Origin of the sequence: Rhizomonospora bruguierae (assembly GCF_018397995.1) — a bacterium.
Taxonomy (GTDB): Bacteria; Actinomycetota; Actinomycetes; order Mycobacteriales; family Micromonosporaceae; genus Rhizomonospora; species Rhizomonospora bruguierae.
In genome coordinates this window covers 1-20,407 of sequence record NZ_BBQH01000016.1, presented here as the reverse complement: position 1 = coordinate 20,407, position 20,407 = coordinate 1, and the positions used below count along the sequence as shown (strand labels likewise).

Sequence of the window (20,407 nt, the reverse complement as noted above, 5' to 3'; positions counted from 1 at the left end):
CTCGGTGGTGGTCAGGCGCCCCAGCCGGCCTGGTGGCCGCCGACGCGTTCGGCGCGAATCTTGTCGAAGTAGCCGGAGCGGGCGTACGCGGCCAACGGGTCCGGGTCCAGCCCCGCCTCCTCGCGCACCTCGCGCAGCAGCGGGCGGACATCCGTGGCGTAGGCGTCCATCAGCACGGCGTTCGCGCCGAGCACGTCCCCGGCCCGCTGCGCGGCGGCCAGCGCGTCGGCGTCCACGAGCAGCGCCTTGGCGGTGGCCTCCTGCACGTTGAGCACCGAGCGGACGATCGCGGGAATCTTCGGCTCGATGTTGTGGCACTGATCGAGCATGAACGCGATCCCGGCCTCCGGGCGCAGCGCGTCCCCGCGGACGATCTCATACATGATGCGGAACAGCTGGAACGGGTCCGCCGCCCCGACCATGAGGTCATCGTCGGCGTAGAACCGGGAGTTGAAGTCGAAGCCGCCGAGCTTCCCGGCGCGCAGCAGAAACGCCACGATGAACTCGATGTTGGTACCGGGCGCGTGGTGCCCGGTGTCGATGACCACCTGCGCCTTCGGCCCGAGTTCCCGGCAGTGCACGTAGGCGGTACCCCAGTCCGGCACATCGGTGGTGTAGAACGCCGGCTCGAACAGTTTGTACTCCAACAGCAGCCGCTGGCCGTCACCGAGCCGGTCGTACACCTCGCGCAGCGCGGCGGCGAGCCGGTCCTGCCGGGTACGGATGTCGTCCTGGCCCGGGTAATTCGTGCCGTCGGAGAACCACAGCTTCAGGTCACGCGAACCGGTGGCGTCCATGATCTCGACGCACTCCAGGAGATGGTCGGTCGCCTTGCGCCGCACCCGCGGGTCCGGGTTGGTGACGCTGCCGAGCATGTAGTCCTGGTCCTGGAACACGTTCGAGTTGATCGCGCCGAGCCGCACCCCCAGGTTCGTCGCGTGCTTCGCCAGCGCGGCGTAGTCGTCGACCCGGTCCCACGGGATGTGCAGGGCCACCATCGGCGCCACCCCGGTAAGGCGGTGCACCATCGCGGCGTCGGCGATCTTCTCGTACGGGTCGCGCGGCACGCCCTCCTGCGGGAACACCTTGAACCGGGTGCCGGAGTTCGCGTACGCCCAGGAGGGGGTCTCGATGCGCTGCGCGCGCAGGGCCTGCCTGACCCGCTCGTGGGTCGGCGCGTCGGGCTGGATCATGCTGTTTCTCCCGTCTGGGCGGCGAGCTGCGCCTCGAGGTTGAAGACCTCGTCCAGCGGCCGCATGGACTGGTCGGCGGTGCCGCGGTCGAGGTTGAGAAAGAAGGACGCCATCTCCGCCTGCCAGCGGGCGTTGACGTCGCGGGCCTGCATGGCGGTCCGGGCCGCCGCGAAGTCGTCGGTAACCAGGAACCCCACGAGCAGGCCGTCCTCGCGCAGGAACAGCGAGTAGTCGCGCCATCCGCACTCGGCCAGCGCGGCCAGCATCTCCGGCCAGACCCGCACGTGCCGGGCCCGGTACTCCTCCAGCCGGTTCGGGTCGACCTGCAGGGTGAAGCAGATGCGGGGCATGGTTCTCCCGTCGGTGCGCCCGGCCGGTGCCCGCGAGGAGCGCCGGCACCGGCCAGGCGGCGGTCAGAACTGGAACTGGTCGATGTTGTTCTGGTCAAAGACGGTGGGTGGGCCAAGCACGACCACCCCGTCCTTGCCGACGGTGTACTCACCGAGCTTGCCCGCCTTGAACTTGTCGCCCTCGGCGCCGCTGATCTGGCCCGAGGCGAGCGCAGCGCCGGCGTAAGCGGCGAGGTAGCCCAGGTCGGCGGGGCTCCACAGCGCGAACGCGTCGACGGTGCCGTCCTTGACGAACTCGCGCATCTGGTTCGGGGTGCCCAGGCCGGTCAGCTTGACCTTGCCCTTGTACTGCGAGCCGCTCAGGTAGCGGGCGGCGGCGGCGACACCGACGGTGGTCGGCGAGATGATGCCCTTCAGGTTGGGGTACGACTGCAACAGGCCCTGGGTCTCCTGGAAGGACTTCTGGTCCTCATCGTTGCCGTACGCCACCGTGACCAGCTTGATCTTGCTGTACTCGGACTTCTTCAGCTCTTCCTTCATCAACGCGATCCAGGCGTTCTGGTTGGTCGCGTTGGCGGTGGCGGAGAGGATGGCGATCTCACCCGCGCCGCCGATCTGCTCGGAGATGAGCTTGACCTGGTTCTCGGCGATGCCCTCGGCGGTGACCTGGTTGACGAAGATCTGGCGGCACTCCGGTTTGGTGTCGGAGTCGAAGGTCACGATCTTGGCGCCGGCCGCCTTCGCCTGGTTCAGGGCGCCGCAGATCGCGTTGGGATCGTTGGCCGAGGTCACGATGACGTCCATGCCCTGCTGGGACAGGGTGTTGATGTAGCTGACCTGGGACGAGGCGCTGGCCTCGGATGGGCCGACCTCCTTGAACTCGCCCTTGATCTCGGTGACCGCCTCCTTGCCGCCGTTGTCGGAGGTGGTGAAGTAGGGGTTGTTCACCTGCTTCGGCAGGAAGGCGATCTTGAGTCCTTCCTTGAGCTGGGCGTCCGGGTTGGCGGCGCCGCTGGTCTGCGAGCCGCCGCCGGTGTCGTTGCCGGACTTCTCGCGGGTGGTGCCACCGCAGGCGGTGGTGAGCAGCAGCGCGGTGAGGGTGAGGGCGGTGGCTCCGAGGCGGAGGCCCCTTTGATTGGCAGACATCGATATCCTTTCCGAGTGGTGGGGGAAGCGGAGACGGTTACGACGCGGTGAGGTGCGCGCGTTGCCGTCGGCGGTGCAGCCGGGCGCGGAGGTTCGCGACGGCGTTGGGAAGCACCACGGAGGCGATGAGCAAGGTACCGGTGACGATCGTCAGCGCGTTCGCATCGACGTCGGCGAGTTGCAGCGCGTTGCGCAGGACGCCCAGCAGCAGGACGCCGCCCACCACACCGAGCAGGCCGCCACGGCCGCCGAAGATGGACACCCCGCCGAGCAGGACGGCGGTGACCACGGTCAGCTCCAGGCCCGTGGCGTTGTCCCCGCGGGCGCTGGCGTAGCGCAGGGTCCAGAAGACGCCGACCAACCCGCAGACGGCACCGGAGACCACGAACAGCCAGAACTTGGTCCGGGCGACAGAGACGCCGGCGAACGTGGCGGCCTGGTCGTTGTTGCCCATGGCGTACAGCGCCCGCCCGACCGGGGTGGCGTGCAGGACGACGCCGAACACCACCGCCAGCAGCAGCACCGGGACGACGGCGGCGGGGATCGACGCGCCGGGGAGGTTCCGCACCGCGGCGGCGGTCCAGCTGGGCGGAAAGTCGGCCACCGCCTGGTCGCCGAGCACAACGAACGACAGTCCCCGATACAGCGCGAGGGTGCCGATGGTGACGGCCAGCGACGGCAGGCCGAACCCGGTGATGAAGACGCCGTTGACCGCGCCGAGCACGCCGCCCAGCAGCACCACCAGCACGCAGATCAGCTCCAGCGACAGCCCGCTGGACAGCCACATCTGCCCCATCAGCGTGCTGGACAGCCCGACCATGCTGGCCACCGACAGGTCGATCTCGCCGGTGATCACGATCAGCGTCATGGGCAACGCGAGTAGCGCCAGCGGCACCAGGTCGAGCAGCAGGAACTGGGCGTTGCGGCCGGTGGCGAAGTTCTGCACCGACGCGCTGGCCAGCAGCACGGCGACCACCAGTGCGGCCACGACCGCCGCATCCCAGGAGCCGAGCGCCCGGCGCAGGGCGGCGAACCGGCCCCCCTCCCGCTCGGTCTCGACGCCCGCGCCGGACGGCGGCGCGGTATACAGGCTGTCATGCGCCATGGGCGCTTCCCCCTCTGAGCCGGGCCGCCGTCCGGAGGGCCAGGAGTCGGTCCAGGCCGATGGCGGCGAGGATGAGCGCGCCGACCACGGCCTGCTGCCAGAACGGGTCGATGCGCAGGACAGCCAGCGAGCTGCCGATCGTGGTGAGCAGGACGGCACCGAGCGCGGCACCGTACACGCTGCCGCTGCCGCCGAAGATGGCCACCCCGCCGACCACCGCGGCGGCGACGACCTGCAACTCCAGTCCGGCGCCGGCGGCCGCGTCGAGCGTGCCGAACCGGGCGGCGTACAGCACGCCGGCGAGGCCGGCGAGCGCCCCGTTGGCGGCGAAGACGGCGAACACCCGCCGGCCCACCGGGATTCCGGACAGCCGGGCGGCGGCCGGCTCGGAGCCGATCGCGTAGAGCTCCCGACCGCTGCGGTAGGAGCGCAGGTAGAAGCCGGCGGCGGCGACCACGACCAGGGCGACCAGGAAGAGCACGGGTACACCGAGCACCGTCTGGTTGCCCAGACGCAGGAACGACCGGGGCATATCGGCGGCGTTGATCTGCCGGCCGGCAGCCCAGTAGTAATCGATGCCACGGAAGGCGTAGAGGGTGCCCAAGGTGATGACCAGCGCCGGGACCTTGGCCACCGCGATCAGCCCGCCGTTGACCACCCCACACAGCCCGCCCAGCGCGACGCCGACCAGGAGGGCGACCGGCCAGGGCGTGCCGGGCGCGGCGAGGAAGAGCTCACCGGTGGCGAAGGCGACGAGTCCCAGAATGGACCCGATGGACAGGTCGACGTTGCGGGTGACGATGACCAGGGTCTGGCCGACCGCGAGGATCACCAGGATCGCGCAGCCCAGCAGAAGATCCTTGATGCTCTGCGCGCTGAGGAAGCGGTCGTTGCGCATGGTGGTGACCAGGATCAGCGCGGCGAGCGCGATCAACAGGCTCAGCTCCCGTACGGCGAGTAGCCGCTCGGTGAGGCCGCGGCGCGGCCGGCCGGGGCCGGACGGCGGGTGATCCGCGACCCGCTCGGACGCGCCGGTGTCGGTGCGACTCATGCGGCGGCTCCCTGACCGGTGGCGGCGAACATCACGGAGGTCTCGTCGGCCTCGGCTCGGGGCAGCTCGCGGACCACGCGGCCCTCGTGCATGACCAGGACCCGGTCGGCCATGCCGAGCACCTCGGGCAGCTCACTGCTGATCATCAGAATGGCCAGGCCCGCACCGGCCAGTTCAGAAAGCAGCCGGTGCACCTCGGCCTTGGTGCCGACGTCGATGCCGCGGGTGGGTTCGTCGATGATCAGGATTCGTGGTTCGGTTGCCAGCCACTTGGCCAGCACAACCTTCTGCTGGTTACCGCCGGAGAGGGTCGCCACCGGCGCGGCGAGCCGGGAGGTCTTGACCTGTAGCCGGCGAGTCCAGCAACGGGCCTCGGCCCGCTCGGCGCCGCCGAGTAGCAGGCCGAGCCGGCTCAGCGCCCGGCGGCGGGCCAGGGTGGCGTTACGTTCCACCGACAGCTCCATCACCAAGCCTTGCTGGCGGCGGTCCTCGGGCACGAGCGCCATACCGGCGGCGATGGCCTTGCGCGGGTTGCCCGGCCGCAGGACCCGGCCGGCGACTCGTACCTGGCCGGCGTCGTAGCGATCGACACCGAAAATGGCGCGGGCCACCTCGCTGCGCCCGGCTCCGACCAGCCCGGCCAGTGCGACGATCTCACCGCCATGGACGGTGAAGGACACGTCGGAGAAGACACCGGCGCGGCTGAGCCCACGCACATCCAGCAGGGTGTCGCGCAGCGTGGTGTCCTGCTTCGGGTAGAGCGAGGAGACGTCGCGGCCAACCATGCGCCGGACCACCTCGTCGACGGTGAGGTCGGCGGCCGGGTCGCTGGACACCCACGCCCCGTCGCGCATGACGGTGATCCGCTGGCACAGGTCGAACACCTCGTCGAAGCGGTGCGAGATGAACAGCACCGCGGCGCCCCGCTCGCACAGCGACCGGGCGACCCCGAAGAGCCGCTCCACCTCGACTCCGGAGAGCGCGGCGGTCGGCTCGTCCATCACCAGAACCCGGGCATCGAATGAGAGCGCCTTGGCGATCTCGACGAGCTGCTGGTCGGCGATGGACAACCCGCGCGCCGGGCGGGTGGGGTCGATCCGGACGCCGAGGCGTGCGAACAGCCGCTCCGTGGCGCGGTTCATCGCCCTGCTATCGATGCGGCGCGCGCCGCGCAGCGGCTGCCGGCCCATGAAGATGTTCTCCGCGACCGACAGGTCCGGAAACAGGGTGGGCTCCTGGTAGATGACCGCGATGCCGGCGGCGCGGGCGTCGGCGGGGCCGCGCAGCACCAGGGGCTGTCCATCGAGGGTCATGCGGCCGGAGTCCGGGGCGTGGGCGCCGGCCAAAACCTTGACCAGGGTGGACTTGCCGGCCCCGTTCTCCCCGACGAGCGCGTGGGCCGCACCGCGGTGCAGCGCCAGGTGCACCCCGCGCAGCGCGGCCACGGCGCCGAACGACTTGGTGATGTCGTCGAGGACGAGCAGCGGGGACGTCTGCGTCCCGTCCGTGTCGGGGCTCATCCGACCCCCTTCTGAATCGTTTCATCGTCGGTGGCTAGGACGGTAGGGGTTAGGATTTGCATGCGTCAAGAGGTTTCCAGGAGATTTCTTCGCGATTCCACCGGCCAGCGGCGCGAAAGAGGGCGCCTGGCCTCGCGCCATGGATCGAGGAGATTCTCCACACGCGGTCCGCGGTGGATGAAACGTTTTAGGGCGTTCTACACTACTGCCGATCATCGCCCCAATCCAGACCTCGGGCACCGAACGCCCGCACCATCGCAGGTACACGTCATCGAGGGAGCCATGACAGCGGCAAGCATCAAGGAGGTGGCCAGGCACGCCGGCGTGTCGCTGGGGACGGTCAGCAACGTGCTCAACCGGCCGAACGCCGTCGCTCCGGCCACCCGTCAGCGGGTCCTCGACGCCATCGCCGAGCTCGGCTACGTTCGCAACGACTCCGCGCGGCAGCTACGCGCCGGCCAGAGCCGCACCATCGCCATCGTCGTCCTCGACGTGGCCAACCCCTTCTTCACCGATGTGGTCTGCGGCGCCGAGCAGGTGGTTGAGGAGGCCGACGCCATGCTCGTCGTCTGCAACAGCGGCGAGAACGATGCCAGGGAACGCCGGCACCTCGAGCTGCTGGAGGAGCAGCGGGTACGCGGGGTGCTCATCACCCCGGTCGGCCATGGCCAACAGCCCCGCCTCGACCGGCTTCACGAGCGGGGCATTCCGGTGGTGCTCGTCGATCGTGGATCCGGTCGGGCCGGCCGATGCTCGGTGGCGGTCGACGACCTGCTGGGCGGCCGACTGGCCATGGAGCATCTCCTGGACCAAGGCCACCGCCGCATCGCCTACCTCGGTGGACCCTTCTCCATCCCGCAGGTGGCCGACCGGCATGCCGGCGCCGCGGCAGCGCTTGCCGAACGCGACGCCGACGCACAGCTGCGAATCGCGAAGACCACCAACCTGACCGTAGCCGCCGGCCGGCGAGCCGCGGCGGAGCTGTTGACCCTACCCGCCGCGCAGCGCCCCACCGCGGTCTTCTGCGCCAACGATCTGATCGCCCTTGGCGTACTTCAGGAACTGACCAAGCACGGGCGGCGGGTGCCGGATGACGTGGCGATTGTCGGCTACGACGACATCGAGTTCGCCGGCGCCGCTGCCATCCCGCTGTCGTCGGTACGCCAGCCCCGCGAGCAACTGGGGCGGACCGCGGCCCAACTGCTGCTGGAGGAGGCCGACGCTGGTGCGACGCACCGGCACCGGCACGTGGTGTTCCAACCCGAGCTCGTCATCCGGGCATCAAGCGACCGGCCCCGGCGGTGACTCCGGCGGTCGCGCCCGGGAGGCCGCCATCGTAAGCAGGTGCGCTCCTTCACCACGTGATGCCGGATCTACGGAAGATGCGTGACTGGCTGATCGCGCAGCGGTTCACCGTGGCGGGGATGGCCCCGCCGCCCGCCCCGCACTGTGGCCGGGCGGGCGGCGACGTTCTTCAGTCAGCGAGGTATGGCCGCGACGGTGAAGCGGTAGGTGCCCGAACCGACCTCGTACACGACGAAGGCATCCCCGACGCTGACCCGCCGGGCACCGCCGGTCGCGGTGACGTGTTTGGCCTTGGAGCCCAGCCGTGGTACATGCACGCGCGCGGTGGTGTTCGCGGGGATCTCGACCATCAGGTGGAAACTGCGACCCGAGCGCTCCCAGCTGGACGAGACACGACCTCGCACCGTCTCCTGGGTGACACGCACGTGGTCCAGACCTCGCGGCACCTGGGGTGCGACCGTCATCGCGGCGTAACCCGGTGCGGTCGGGACGATCCCGCCCAAGCGGGTGAAGAACGATGCGCTGATCCCAGCGAACATGGCGTGGTCGTGGGTGATCATCGGCGCGTTGTAGACCCACTGCTCCCAGGGTGTGGTGCCCCCATTGTCAATCTGGAAGCCGAAGCTGGGGTAGGTGTGCTTGCCCAGCACCGTCATCGCCACGTCCATCCTGTCGATGGCAGCGAGCGCGTCCATGAGGTAGCGGGTGCCGAAGATCCCCGTGTCGAGATGACCGTTGTTGTCGACCAGGATGGTCCTGACGAGGTGGCGGCCCACCGCCTCCACGTTCGCCTCGGGCACCATGCCGAAGGCCAGGGGCAGCACGCTGGTGGTCATCCGGCCACTGCCGTACCTGTCCCCCGCGGCGGAGAGGAACTCGTCGTTGAAGGCGTCGCGAATCCGCTTGGCCAACGCCTCGAAGCGCGCCTTGTCCTTGGTTTTGCCCAGCGCGGCGGCGGTCGCGGCCAGGTCACGTGCCTGCCGGTACCAGAGCGCGGTGTTGACCAGGGAGACCTCGCTGAAGCAGCTGGTGACGCCCGGCCCACCCATACCACCGTTGGCTTGCTCTCCGTGCACCGGCGGGCACCAGTCGCCGAACCCCTCGTTGTTGGGCCAGATCAGAGCTGGCTTCTCCTCGACGTTACGGTCGATGAACCGGACCATGTCGTCGTAGTGCTCGACCAGGACGGCGGGATCGCCGTACTGCTCGTACAGCGTCCACGCCAGTGCCACCTGCCCGCCGGCCATGTCCGGGTACTGCGACTTCACGTCATCCGTCGGCAGGGCGGTGCCGGGCGGCAGATCGCGCAGGTACTTGGCGTAGAAGGTGTCCATGCGGAACTCCCGGGTGGACGCGTCGGCATAGGCCTGCACATCCATGGCCGGAGGTGTGCGCTCGTCGCGCACCGGCGTGTCGGTCGGTGTGCTCATCGAGTTGTTGACAATGCTCCAGCGGTTGTTGCGCCAGATGGCGTTCAGCAATTTGTCCGAGGAGTCGAACGTCGCGGTGGACTGCACGTCGGCGTGAACGACGCGGCCCTCGAGGGAGTTCAGGGTCGGTCGACCCGGGAAGCCGGTCACCTCCACGTAGCGGAACCCGTGATAGGTGAACCGCGGCTCGTAGGTCTCCGGTCCCCCGCCTTTGAGGACGTACGTGTCGGTGACCTCGGCGTTGCGGTTGGTGCGGGTGTCGAGACCGCCGTTTGGATAGACCTCCTCGGCGGCCCGCATCCGGACGGTCGCACCGGCCCTGCCCGATACGCGCAGCCGTGCCCAACCCGCGATGTTCTGCCCCAGGTCGAAGACGAAGACACCGGGCTTGGGCTCATCGAGCGCGACCGGACGCAGTGTCTGGACGACCCGGCGAGGCGGGATCGGGTCTCCCACCAGCCGTCCCTGGGGGGCGGGGAGGCTCGTTACCGGCTTCCACGACCGGTCGTCGAAGCCGGGCGAGGACCAGCCTGGCTGCTCTAGGCGTGCGTCGTATGCCTCCCCGTCGTAGAGGTCAGCACTAACGATCGGCCCGGTCGACCACGACCAGTCCTTCGCACCCGTGGTGACGTACTGGACGGTGCCGTCGACATAGGTGATGCGGATCAGCATCCGGGCTCGCTTCTCACCGAGGAACCGCCAGGCGTAGGGGCTGTAGCCCTGGCCGTAGCCGTCGGCCAGCCACAGCCCGACCGCGTTCCTACCCGACCGCAGGCCATCCGTCACGTCATAGGTGTCGTAGAGGGCGTGCGTCGCATACTGACCGTTGGTGGGGGTGAGTACCCGGTCACCCACCTTGTGACCATTCAGCTGCATCTCATAGAGGCCGAGACCGTAGACGTAGGCCCGGGCCGAAGCCACGCGCTTGGTCACCGCAAAGTCTGACCGCAGAAGGGGTGCGGCCGGATCGCGCGCCAAGATCGTCAGCTCCGCGGTCGGCGCCAGCTGGCCGTCGACGATCGGCGTGCCAGGGAAGTACGGATCGGGGTTGGTGGAGAAGTCGTCGGTGAAGAGCGTTTCCCCGGTCGGGCTGGTCACCTTGAGGTTGTCGTACCTGACCCGCTCCGCCTGTCCGGCAGTGCTACTGGCGCGGAATCCGAGGGTACCCGCGCCGGGTAAGGAGTCGTCCGCACGCCGGTCGACCTGCACGCCGTCCAACCATGTGGTGATCACGGCGCCGGACGCCCCGATCCGGATGTGATGCGATTCGTCCGCGTTCTGCGGGGTGAGCACCGGGCTGAGGTCAACGTCGTCGAGATTGGCGAAGCGGCCGCCCCGGTTCACGTGCGGCCGCAGCATGACCGAGCCCGGCCGGGTGACCGCGTTGATCTGCCACAGGTAGAAGTTGGCGGAGTCTTTCACCCGGAACAGGAAGCTGGCGGCCGCCTGGTCGATGGTGAAGTCCGCCTCGTAGGTGAAGTCGCGCCACATGAGTTCGGCCGCGGTGTCAGGCCCGACGAACGCGGCGCCCCGCCAGTCGGCGTCGTCGAGCAGGCCGGTCTCCCACCAGCTCACGGGGCTCCAGTCAGCGGCTCGACCGCGGGAGTCTCGGACCTGAACCCTCCAGTAGTAGCGCGTACTGGACTTTAGCGCGGGCCCGCCGTAGGGGATCCCGATCGTCTCGGTGCTCTCGACCCGACCGCTGTCCCATACGTCGGCCCGACCGGAAACGAGCCGGTCGGGAGTTGTCGCGACCATGATCCGGTAGCCGGACTGCTGGGCGTCGCGCTGTCGGCTCTCCACCCGCCAGCTCAGGCTCGGCGCCGGGTCGTCGATGCCGAGCGGCCGAGCGGTGCCCTCGACTCTCAGGTCGAGCGGCGCCAGCGTTCCGACGCCCGGCGGCGAGGCGGAGCCGCGCACACCCGGGCTCGCACCGGCCGTGCCGGGCGCCAACGACACGACCACCACGAGCAGCGACGCCAGCGCCAGCCTGCCGCGTTTCCGAGGCCCCTGGCCGAGGTTGACAGGCATGAGGATAGATCGCATCAAAACCACCATCTCGTGAAGGGTTTCCATCGCCGCCCGCAACCCCCTCGACCCACGCTTCACGGGTCTGACGCCGCCGACGACCTGGATGTCTGGGCTCGTCGGGTACGGGTGGGGCCCACTACCGCGCCGGTGGTCGTGGTCTCCTTGGGGTCAAACCTCACAGCTTCTTCGGGGCTGGGCGGGGACCGGGAAGCGGCGATGCGCGCTCAGGAGACCGGGCGCGACCAGACGTCAGCGATCGACGGGTCGAAGTAGGCCGGGTCGTCCTGGTTCTCGAACCGGATCCGGACCGACCCGTCGGCGGCCGCGAGCGAGGCCGGGACGACCAGCTCGTAGGTCTGGGTGCCGGCACCGGCGGCGGAGCGTTCGAAGGTGCGCAGCAGCACCTCCTCACCGTCGACGTAGACCTTGTAGCGCTTGGTCTGGGCACGGTCGTAGGTCTCGACCGCGCGGACCACGAACGCCTTGCCCGGGGTCACGGCCAGGTCGAACTCGAACCACGAGAACGGCGTGAGGTGTCCGGCGTAGCGCCGGGTCAGTCCGGCCTCCGTGCTGGTCCCGGAGGACGGCGCCGCCGTCAGCCGGTGCGCCTGCTCGGACGAGGCATCGCCGAGGTCGACATGGTCGAGGGCGTCGGTGACGTCCGGGGTGATCGCGACCCGGACCGAGCCGGTTCCGGTCGCGAGGACCTCGCCGTCGCGGACGAACCGCGCGGTGAGCGTGCCGTCCTCGACCGCCTGGCGGGCGGCGCGCGGGACGACCACGTCGAGGGCCACGCTGCGGGCCTGGCCGGCCGGGACCGTCAGGTCGGCCCCGGCGACCGGCTGCCATCCCTCGGGCAGGTCGAGCCGGAGCTTGCCGGGCGTCGGGGCGCGGCCGACGTTGCGCACCGTCACGGTGACCCTCGCGGACGCCCCGGGCCGCACCTCGGCCGGCTCGGCGGTGACCGACTCCACGACCACCGGCGACTGCACGGAAACCTCGAGCGGGCCACGCACGGTCAGGGTCGCGTCGGCGTACACGTAGGTCGCCTCGGCGTCGCCGCGCACGGTGCCCGGTTGCTGCTGCTCGGCAACCGCCAGCTCGATCCGGCCTTCGCCGGTGCCGCGGGGCGGCAACTGGTTGGTCAGCCGCACCCACGAGGGCGTGGTGGTCCAGCCCTTACCGAACCCGGTCAGCGTGGCCCGCACGTTCACCACCCGTTCGGAGCCGTCGTTGGCCACGGTGAGCCGCACGGGGACCCGGTCCCCGGGCCGCAGCGCGTCGGGAGCGGCCTCGGCCTTCAGCGACAGACCCAACAGGTCCGACGCGGCGGTCGACACGGCGGACATCGCGCGGTCGACCGCGGTCACGAGCGTTGCCAGGCCGGTGGTGCCCCGTTTCGCGAGGATGTCGGCCATCGACTCCAGCGCCAGGTGCGCGGCCGCCAGGTGCCGGGCGGCCGTGCGGGTGTCGCCCGTGAGCAGGGCGGCGTGGGCGTTGCGGGCCTTCGTCTCGGCGGTGGCGGCCGCGGCGGAGAGCCGCTGCGCATGCCCCGGGTTGAGGTCGCCGGCCCGGCGGGCGGCGTCGACGAGGGCCGCGAGGGGCTGCGTCGCCTCGATCGCCGCGCCGATCAGGCCAAGCTGCTCGTCGGAGACGAACCGGTAGTTTCCGGAGCCGACGACCACCCGTACGACGCCGTCGGCGACGGTCACCTCGCGTACGCCGGCAGCACCGGCCACCGGCCGTCCGCCCTCGGACACGGCCCAGCGGCTGGCCCCCGGAAGCTCGACCGTGGCGGTCGTACCGACCGGGACGTGCACGTTGAGCGAGAGCCGGCGACCCTGGCGGCGCCAGTCGCTGGCGACCGGACCCCACGGGGTCTGCGTGGTCGCGGACGCGTGGTCGAGCTGAGCGGTGAGGGCCGGGGCGATGGTGACGTCGCGGTAGCCCGTCGTGGCCGAGGGTCGGATGCCGGCGACGTAGTGGTAGTTCCAGTCCTCGATGGTGCCGAGGAAGTAGTGGCCCAACGACCGGGCCTGCAGGGACCAGTGCTCCCAGACCGTGGTCGCACCGTTCGCGAGCTTGTAACCCCAACTCGGGTACGTCGTCTGGGTCGCCACCCGGTAGGCCACGTCCTCGTGACCGTACTGCGTGAGCACCGGCAGCAGATACTTCGTGCCCAGCGTGCCGGTGTCGAGGTGGTAGTCCCGCTCGGCCACGTCCTGCGCGAGCCGGTCGGCGACCCGCTGGGCCACCTCCCCGTTCGGGGTGAGATCGAAGGCAAGCGCCAGCACGTTGTGGACCTGCCGGTAGCGGTTGGCGTCCGCACCCTCACCGCGGTAGCGGTCCTGGGAACTCTGGAAGTAGACATCGTTGAACGCCGTCTTGGTGGCCTCCGCCTTCGCCGCGAACTGCGCGGCGTCGGCCGGCTTGCCCAGGTGCTGTGCGACCCGCTGCATCGTGCGCAGCATGAGGTAGAGGTACGCCGTGCCGGCCACGCGGTTGTCCTCGTCCGGGGCGTGACCGCCGGCCGGGCTGCCCGTGGGCGGCACCCAGTCACCGAGCCGGTTGCTGATCACGGTGCCGTTGGCTCGACGCTGGGCGTACTCCAGGTCGACGTAGCCCTTCATGCCGTCGTAGAGCTCGGTCATCACCCGGTCGTCACCGCCGTACTGGTACAGCCAGTACGGGATCACGATGTAGGCCGCGTGCCAGGGCTGAGACGGCCCCCAGGCGCCCCAGTTGCCCGAGCTGGGCGCGATCACCATGGGGGCACCGGCGCGGGAGCCGCTGACCTCCCGGCTCTCGTGGATGTCGCGCAGCCACTTGGCGAAGAGCTCGTGGGTATCCATGTTCAGCATGAACATCTCGGCACCGACCGCGGCGTCGCCGGTCCAGCCGTTCTTCTCGAACATCGGAGTGTCGGTCGGGATGTGGTGGATGTTGTTGTAGAGCGTGTTCACCACGATCTCGTGGACGCCGTTCAGCGTGCCGTTCGCGGCCTCGAACCGACCGGTCTGCTCGGCGTCGGTGTTGACCCGCTTGGCCGTGAAGGCGCTCAGCGGCGGCGGGGCGTCGCCGGGCCAACCGGTGACCTCGATGTACTTGAAGCCCTTGTAGGAGAACTTGGGCATCCAGGTCTCCGGCTTGCCGGTCCCGGCCAGCGTGAAGTAGTCGGTCTGGAAACCGGCCTGGAAGCCACCGTTGTTGCTCATGTTGACGCGGCCGTCGGCCAGCAGCTTCTCCGCGTGGGCGGCCCGGATCGTGGTGCCCGCCGGGCCCCGGACGGTGTACTGGACCATGCCGGCGATGACGTTGGGGAACTCCACCACGTACACGCCCGGCGCGGGCTCGGTGATGCCGACGGCGGGGAAGGACCGGGTCACCCGGACCGGCTGCTGCCGCTGATTCACCAGGACACCCTTCGGCCCGGTCGCGATCCTCGGGGCCTGCCACGCGGAGTCGTCGAAGCCGGCAGAGTTCCAACCCGGAACCGCGAAGCGCGCGTCGTAACGCTCACCGGCGTAGAGATCGTCGAAACGGGTCGGGCCCTCGCGGTAGGTCCAGGAGTCGTCCGTCACCACACGCCCGGTACTGCCGTCGGCGTACTCGATGTGCAGGATGCCCCGGGCCATCGGCTCATCGCGCCAGGTCGGCCGCTCCCAGTTCCAGACGTTGCCGCCGGTCATCGAGAAGAACTCGCGGCCGAGCTCCATGCCGATCACGTTCGTCCCCTTGACCAGCCGGTCGGTGACGTCGAACGCCGCGTACTGCACGGTGTCGTCGTAGTCGGTGAAGCCCGGGGAGAGCATGGCGTCGCTGACGGGCGACCCGTTGAGGCTGACGTCGGCGTAGCCGCCGGCCGCGACGTAGTACGTCGCGTTGCGCACCCGCCCACCGACGGCGAACTCCTTGCGCAGCAGCGGGGCGGCGGCCGGCGCGGGCGCCAGGACCGTGTTGACGGTCCCCACGAGCTCCAGCGAGCCGTTGACGACCGTGCCGCCGCTGAACGGGTTAAAGCCGGTGGAGAAGTCGACGTCAGCCAGCACCTGGCCGTCCTCGCTCCGGGTCACCTTGACCGCGTGGGCCCGCGACCGCTCCGGCTGTCCGCTGGCGAAGTCGGAACGGAAGCCGACGAAGCCGCGCTGCATATTGCCGGCCTGCGTCACGTTGCGCGAGTCGACCTCGATCCCGTTGATGCGGGTGAGCACGTGGACGCTGGACTGGTCGATACCCGGTCCCACGGTGACACTCAGCTTGTTGGACTGCGTGGTGAGCTGGTTGACCGTCACCGCCGAGGAGATGTCGATACCGGGGTTCGCCAGCAGGGTGTAGCCCCCGTCCACCCGACGGTGGGGGCGCAGGCGGGGCGTGCCACCGTCGACGGAGACCTGCCACATCAGAGCGTTGTTCGGGCTCGGCGCGCGCACGAAGGCACCGAACGCGACGTGGTCGATGGTGAAGTCGAACTCCGCGGTGTAGTTGTCCCATCCGACGAGCGGGTCGCTCGATGGCGGCCGCGCGCCGATCCACCTGCTGTCGCCCCAGTCCGCGGCGGTCATCAACCCCGTCCGGAACCGTGCCGATCCGCTCGCCTTGCCGGCGGTGGTGATCACGTCGACCGTCCACTCGTACCCGGTCGTCGACCGCAGGACCGGTCCGTCGTACTCCACGTCGAAGGAACGGTCGGATCTGACGACTCCGCTGTCCCAGACGGTGTTCCGTCCCGTGGTGACCCGTACGCGGTACGACTCCTGACGGACGTCGCGCCCGGTGGTGCTGATGATCCACGAGAACCGGGGATGGTCGAGGTCGATGCCGACGGGCTCGCGCTTGCGCTCGACCTTGAGGTCGACGAGCGCGACCCCATCGCCCTTCGCCGGCCGCGCGCTCGCGCTCGCCGTCGGTACGCCGAGCCCGGTCAGGGTCAGCGCCAGCACCGTCAGCACGCCGACGAGACGACGAGCTCTATCAGGCATGTACCGCATGGGGGCCACCTCTTGCTGGACGCCGCTGTGCCAGTGAAACGTTATAGGGGACAGTAGGCAAGACTTGTCGCGCCTCACAACTGGCCGGGAAGAGATGACCGCTTTCGGCCACGGCTGTGAATTGAAACGTTCTAGCATGCCTGCCCCGGTTCAACCTCCAGCAGCTGCTGTAGCCCATGGCGATGTCCTCGGTGGACAGAGTGGGGTCGGAGGTGCGCAGCGGGTACCTTGCCGTCGAGGTTCGCCTCGGTCTTTGTTGGTAGCGGCGTCAACGCGCAGCAGTCCGCTGGGGGTGCGGCGAAGGTAGCGCTTCAGGGGGCTTGATGGAGATCACCTCGGCGAACTCGTCGCGCTTGCTGCGCGGCAGTGTGTCGGTGCCATCGGTTAGGGCGGTCAACGCTCGACCAGCTCGGCCGCCGCTTGGGCGTGGCCAGCGTACCGACGGACGACGCCCATCACCAGGCCATGTGGGACTGGGCCAGCGGCTTCGGCTCGATCGAGCAAGCCGGCGTGGAAGGAACGGCAGCTTCGGCTATCGGCTGGCCCAGTACCTGACCGGCCGAGGCGTCACCGTCTTCGAGGTCAACCACCCGAACCGGACCGCCCGGCGCCGGCGCGGCAAGTCCGACCCGGTCGACGCGGAGAACGCCGCCCGCGCCGTGCTGGCCGGCGACGCCACCGCCACGCCGAAGACCCACACCGGCCCGTCCGGCCAGCTACGCGCTCTGCTGGTCGCCCGCCGCAGCGCCATCAAGTCCCGCACCTAGCCGAACTCCAGCTACGCAGCCTCATCCTCGAACTCAACGACGACACCCGCGCCGGCATCGACCACAAACGCATCGAGGACCACCGCCTGCGCCGCGCTCACCGGCACCGACGGCACCAGCCTGGCCCTGGCCGCGCTGTCCCGCCGCTGGCAGCACCTCAACACTGAGATTCGCGAGAACGACACCCACATCCAGAAGGTCGTCCAGCAGACCGCACCCGGCCTGCTGGCCCGCCCTGGCATCGGACCAGTCAGCGCCGCCCAACTACAACGCCACCGCCGGCGACAACCCCGACCGGCTGGCCAGCGAAGCCGCCTTCGCCGCACTCTGCGGCGTCAGCCCGGTCCAGCACTCCAGCGGCAAGACCCCACGCCACCGCCTCAACCGCGGCGGCGACCGCGCCGCCAACAGCGCACTGTGGACATCGCCACCAACCGTCTCATCCACGACCCCCGCACCCGTGAGTACGCCGCCCGCCGCACCGCCACCAGCTCCAGCCGCAAAGAGATCATCCGGATACTCGAGCGCTACATCGTCCGCCAAGTCTTCCCGGAAATCCGCCGCGCTCTCACCCCACCACAATCAAGTCCACAAACAGCTCGACATAGGGGGCATCAACGCCATGGCCGAAGCATTCAACTCCCCCTAAAAGCCGAACTCGTCCGCAACACCGGCCCCTGACGCGGACTCGACGACCTGGAAATCGCCACCGTCGAGTACATCGACTGGTACAACAACCGCCGCCTACACGGCGAACTCGGGCACATCCCACCCGCCGAACACGAAGCCCTACACGCGATGACCCACCCGCTCACCGCACCCCTGAAACCAGCTAACCAACTCTCCATCAAACCCGGGGCTTGACATCTCATTAGGATCGAAGCTGCCCATGCCGTCACTCAGAGTCGCCCACTCGATGTAGCGAGAAGGCATCCCAGCTAATGGGATGTCGTAGTACGCCCGGTCACCCTCGCGGTAAGAAGGGAAAGGTCAGACTATGCCTTGGAGGTTAGGATGACGCGCTCGGGTGCCGCCTTCCTGGCACCATGGCCTTTGCAGACGAATCCCCATCTGAACCACGCACGTGGCGACGCCATCGACTGGATGAAGAGCCATGGGCTTCTGCACGACGAGGACTCGGTGCAGGCGTTCGTGAGTTGGAGGCTCGCCGAGGTGGCCGCTTGGTTCTATCCCCACGCCAACGCTGAGGACCTTTGCGTGGCCGCACGTATGATGGGCTGGTACTTCTTACCCTTTGACGACCAGCTCGATGGCGAGGGCGGTCGGAACGCGGAGAACGTGACTGAGGTGATCGGGACGCTGATCTCGATCGTGAACGGCGAGTTCAGCCCACGACTGGCCGTGGACACTCCGACCGTGCGGGCCTTCGCCGACCTGTGGCCACAGATGACCGCGGGTTCCTCGCCCGCCCTGCTTGCCCGGCTACGCTTCCACTGGACAAGTTACTTCTCTTCACAAGTGACCGAAGCACTGGACCGCGCGACTGGCTTCGTTTTCCGCAACCTAGACGACTACTTCGCATTCCGGGCGGCGACTACGTGTGCATTTGGCCAGAACGATTTGGCCGAGAAATGGGGCGGTATGGAGGTTGACCCCACGGTGTGGCACCATCCCGCACTGGCCCGACTGCGGCAACTCGGTGCCGATCTCGTGGCGATACGCAACGACTCCATGTCCACACCTCACGAGGATGTCCAAGGGCTGCATAACACCATTCACATCATCGAAGCGACCCGCGGATGTTCACGAGAGGAAGCCGTGGCCGAGGCTTCAGCCATTGCGCAATGCAAGATAGCTGAAATCGTCGAACTTGAGCAGACGAATCTACCAAGGATCATGGCAGAGATTAGCGTCGAACGCAGAGCGGCCCTCAATGGCTATACCGACATCATCCATAACTGGATCGTTGGCGACTACGAGTGGGAGCAGGTATCCACGAGGAACGAAAGCCATCGCGAAACGCCAGAATGGGCGACCACACTCCTGTTTCCGCAGGGCGGCTGAGCCGGTATGAATCGAAGTCTTGTGCCGCGAGCGCCGGGCGCCTTGCCGGTCATCGGCCATGGTTGGCAGATGATCACGGATCCTACCGCCTTTCTGGCTTCGCTTCCGCAGCACGGCGATCTGGTGGAAATCAAGATCGGCTCTCGCTCCACCTACGTTGTGTGCTCGCCCGACCTTGTTGCGAGCGTCCTCCTCAACTTGCGGCATGATTTCGACAAGGGTGGACCTTTCTTTGACAATCTCACGACATTCCTCGGCGATGGTCTAGCGACTTGCCCAAATGCGAAACATGCAAGGCTGCGGAGGCTGATGCAGCCCGCATTTCGCAAGGCTCGTGTCGAAGCATACAGCCAAATAGTGCAGCGAGAGATTTCCCGAATAGTCGAAAGCTGGTCAGATGGCGAGGCCTTCGACGCGTACCGGGCCATGCAGGATCTGGCCATGCGGATGACAGTCTCGACGATGTTCAGTGCATGGTCGCCAGTTCTCGAGAAGCAGGCGGTCGCCGAAAAGATTCTCGACAGCGCCAGCATCCTTGTTCGAGGAACATTTATCCGCATGGTGATGCCGCGCGCTCTGACAAGGCTGCCACTGCCTGTTAACCGACGACATCACCGGGTCAAGCTGGAACTTGACAGGCTGATTAGCGAGATCATCGCAACCTATCGCCATGCCGGTGAGGACTACGGAGACCTTCTTTCCGCATTCCTTTGGCCGGACGAAAATGGCGATCAATTATCTGATGGCGAGATCTGCGATCAAGTGATTACTACGTTGATCGCTGGGATTGGTGCCACCGCGGCCATGCTCGGCTGGACGCTTTACTACATCTCTTGTAACACCGTCGTGGACGAAGCAATTTCAGATGAGGTCGGCCGTGTGTGCGGCGATAGGATGGTTGAATACAAGGACATCCCTCATTTGCGGACAATTTCGAACACGATCACGGAGACACTCCGTATCGCGCCCGCAGCCTGGCTATCCAGCAGGGTCGCCGTGAACGACATCACACTGGGCAACCACCTCGTGAGGGCTGGCACCCCGATACTGCTCACACCTTACGCCCTCCACCACCGGGCTGATCTGTACAGCGATCCCGAACGATTCGACATCTACCGGTGGGATGGTCTTAATGCGACCACGGCGGAAAGAGCCACGACCTATATCCCGTTCGGCTTTGGGCCGCGAAAGTGCATTAGTCAGAACTTCACCATTACCAACGCGGTTCTCGCTATGGCCGCGATTCACCAGCGGTGGCGACTGGTCCCCGCTACGTCGCGCCCCGTACGGCCATCGGGGCGAATGGTTCTCGAGCCACGTAACCTCTTCTTGCGAGCATTACCTCGCCGGCCCGTAACCAGGGTCGGGTAGCCGGAGGGAGTTTAACCCTCCGGCTCCCACAGATTTCCGCGTGACAGTCTCCTGTCACCGGGCTTTTGTCATTCTGCTCACCAGGCGGTCGTGACCCAACGCCAGTGCATGAAGATCCGGGGATA

The 20,407-nt window shown here is 68.2% G+C and carries 13 protein-coding genes and 3 pseudogenes; 7 read left to right on the top strand and 9 right to left on the bottom strand.

All coding sequences use genetic code 11. The features are described from left to right. Nucleotides 1-11 precede the first annotated feature (11 nt). The 6 genes from rhaI to KJS59_RS07705 form a co-directional block, all read right to left on the bottom strand. A complete protein-coding gene (gene rhaI / locus KJS59_RS07730; RefSeq protein WP_213451641.1) occupies nt 12-1,193 on the bottom strand; it encodes an L-rhamnose isomerase in 1,182 nt (393 codons plus the stop codon). Next, nucleotides 1,190-1,543, bottom strand: a complete 354-nt coding sequence (locus tag KJS59_RS07725) for an L-rhamnose mutarotase (RefSeq protein ID WP_213451640.1) — start codon at nt 1,541-1,543, stop codon at nt 1,190-1,192. Before KJS59_RS07725 ends, rhaI begins: the two co-directional genes overlap by 4 nt. Before the next feature lie 63 nt (nt 1,544-1,606). Continuing rightward, a complete protein-coding gene (gene rhaS, locus KJS59_RS07720; RefSeq protein ID WP_213451639.1) occupies nt 1,607-2,689 on the bottom strand; it encodes a rhamnose ABC transporter substrate-binding protein in 1,083 nt (360 codons plus the stop codon). A 37-nt stretch (nt 2,690-2,726) separates the two neighbouring features. Beyond that, complete coding sequence (locus KJS59_RS07715) at nt 2,727-3,794, bottom strand: ABC transporter permease (RefSeq protein WP_213451638.1); 1,068 nt, start codon at nt 3,792-3,794, stop codon at nt 2,727-2,729. Continuing rightward, the gene (locus tag KJS59_RS07710) at nt 3,784-4,845 is read right to left on the bottom strand and encodes an ABC transporter permease (RefSeq protein WP_213451637.1); all 1,062 of its coding nucleotides are present in this window, start codon (nt 4,843-4,845) and stop codon (nt 3,784-3,786) included. The genes KJS59_RS07715 and KJS59_RS07710 overlap by 11 nt, the downstream gene beginning before the upstream one ends. After that, on the bottom strand, nt 4,842-6,365 hold the full coding sequence (locus tag KJS59_RS07705; protein ID WP_213451636.1) for a sugar ABC transporter ATP-binding protein: 1,524 nt from the start codon (nt 6,363-6,365) through the stop codon (nt 4,842-4,844). Before KJS59_RS07705 ends, KJS59_RS07710 begins: the two co-directional genes overlap by 4 nt. A 282-nt stretch (nt 6,366-6,647) precedes the next feature. Here KJS59_RS07705 and KJS59_RS07700 point away from each other — a divergent pair, with 282 nt between their 5' ends. Further along, nucleotides 6,648-7,670: a LacI family DNA-binding transcriptional regulator gene (locus tag KJS59_RS07700; protein ID WP_213451635.1), complete on the top strand. Its 1,023-nt coding sequence runs from the start codon at nt 6,648-6,650 to the stop codon at nt 7,668-7,670. A gap of 173 nt (nt 7,671-7,843) precedes the next feature. Here KJS59_RS07700 and KJS59_RS07695 read toward each other — a convergent pair whose 3' ends face one another. The 3 genes and pseudogenes from KJS59_RS07695 to KJS59_RS32455 all read right to left on the bottom strand — a co-directional run. Continuing rightward, nucleotides 7,844-11,176, bottom strand: coding sequence for a family 78 glycoside hydrolase catalytic domain (locus KJS59_RS07695; RefSeq protein WP_213451634.1), 3,333 nt, complete (start codon nt 11,174-11,176; stop codon nt 7,844-7,846). 179 nt (nt 11,177-11,355) lie between these two features. Next, nucleotides 11,356-16,110, bottom strand: coding sequence for a family 78 glycoside hydrolase catalytic domain (locus KJS59_RS07690; RefSeq protein WP_213451633.1), 4,755 nt, complete (start codon nt 16,108-16,110; stop codon nt 11,356-11,358). 151 nt (nt 16,111-16,261) lie between these two features. Continuing rightward, nucleotides 16,262-16,519 (bottom strand): annotated as a pseudogene (locus KJS59_RS32455) (IS1634 family transposase); the annotation flags it as partial. Between the two features lie 67 nt (nt 16,520-16,586). Between KJS59_RS32455 and KJS59_RS07685 the strand changes: the two are divergent. The 6 genes and pseudogenes from KJS59_RS07685 to KJS59_RS07665 all read left to right on the top strand — a co-directional run bounded on the left by KJS59_RS07685 (nt 16,587) and on the right by KJS59_RS07665 (nt 20,282). After that, nucleotides 16,587-16,886, top strand: coding sequence for an IS110 family transposase (locus KJS59_RS07685; protein ID WP_213451632.1), 300 nt, complete (start codon nt 16,587-16,589; stop codon nt 16,884-16,886). A 163-nt stretch (nt 16,887-17,049) separates the two neighbouring features. After that, nucleotides 17,050-17,265 (top strand): annotated as a pseudogene (locus KJS59_RS32140) (transposase); the annotation flags it as partial. A gap of 38 nt (nt 17,266-17,303) precedes the next feature. Continuing rightward, entirely contained in the window at nt 17,304-17,567 is a 264-nt protein-coding gene (locus tag KJS59_RS30975) for a hypothetical protein (RefSeq protein ID WP_249713957.1), read from the top strand. A gap of 12 nt (nt 17,568-17,579) precedes the next feature. Then, nucleotides 17,580-17,750 (top strand): annotated as a pseudogene (locus KJS59_RS32135) (IS3 family transposase); the annotation flags it as partial. Between the two features lie 150 nt (nt 17,751-17,900). After that, nucleotides 17,901-18,911, top strand: a complete 1,011-nt coding sequence (locus KJS59_RS07670) for a terpene synthase family protein (protein ID WP_213451631.1) — start codon at nt 17,901-17,903, stop codon at nt 18,909-18,911. 6 nt (nt 18,912-18,917) lie between these two features. Beyond that, nucleotides 18,918-20,282 (top strand): cytochrome P450, encoded by a 1,365-nt coding sequence (locus tag KJS59_RS07665; RefSeq protein ID WP_213451630.1) that lies wholly within the window; start codon nt 18,918-18,920, stop codon nt 20,280-20,282. Nucleotides 20,283-20,407: the final 125 nt, after the last annotated feature.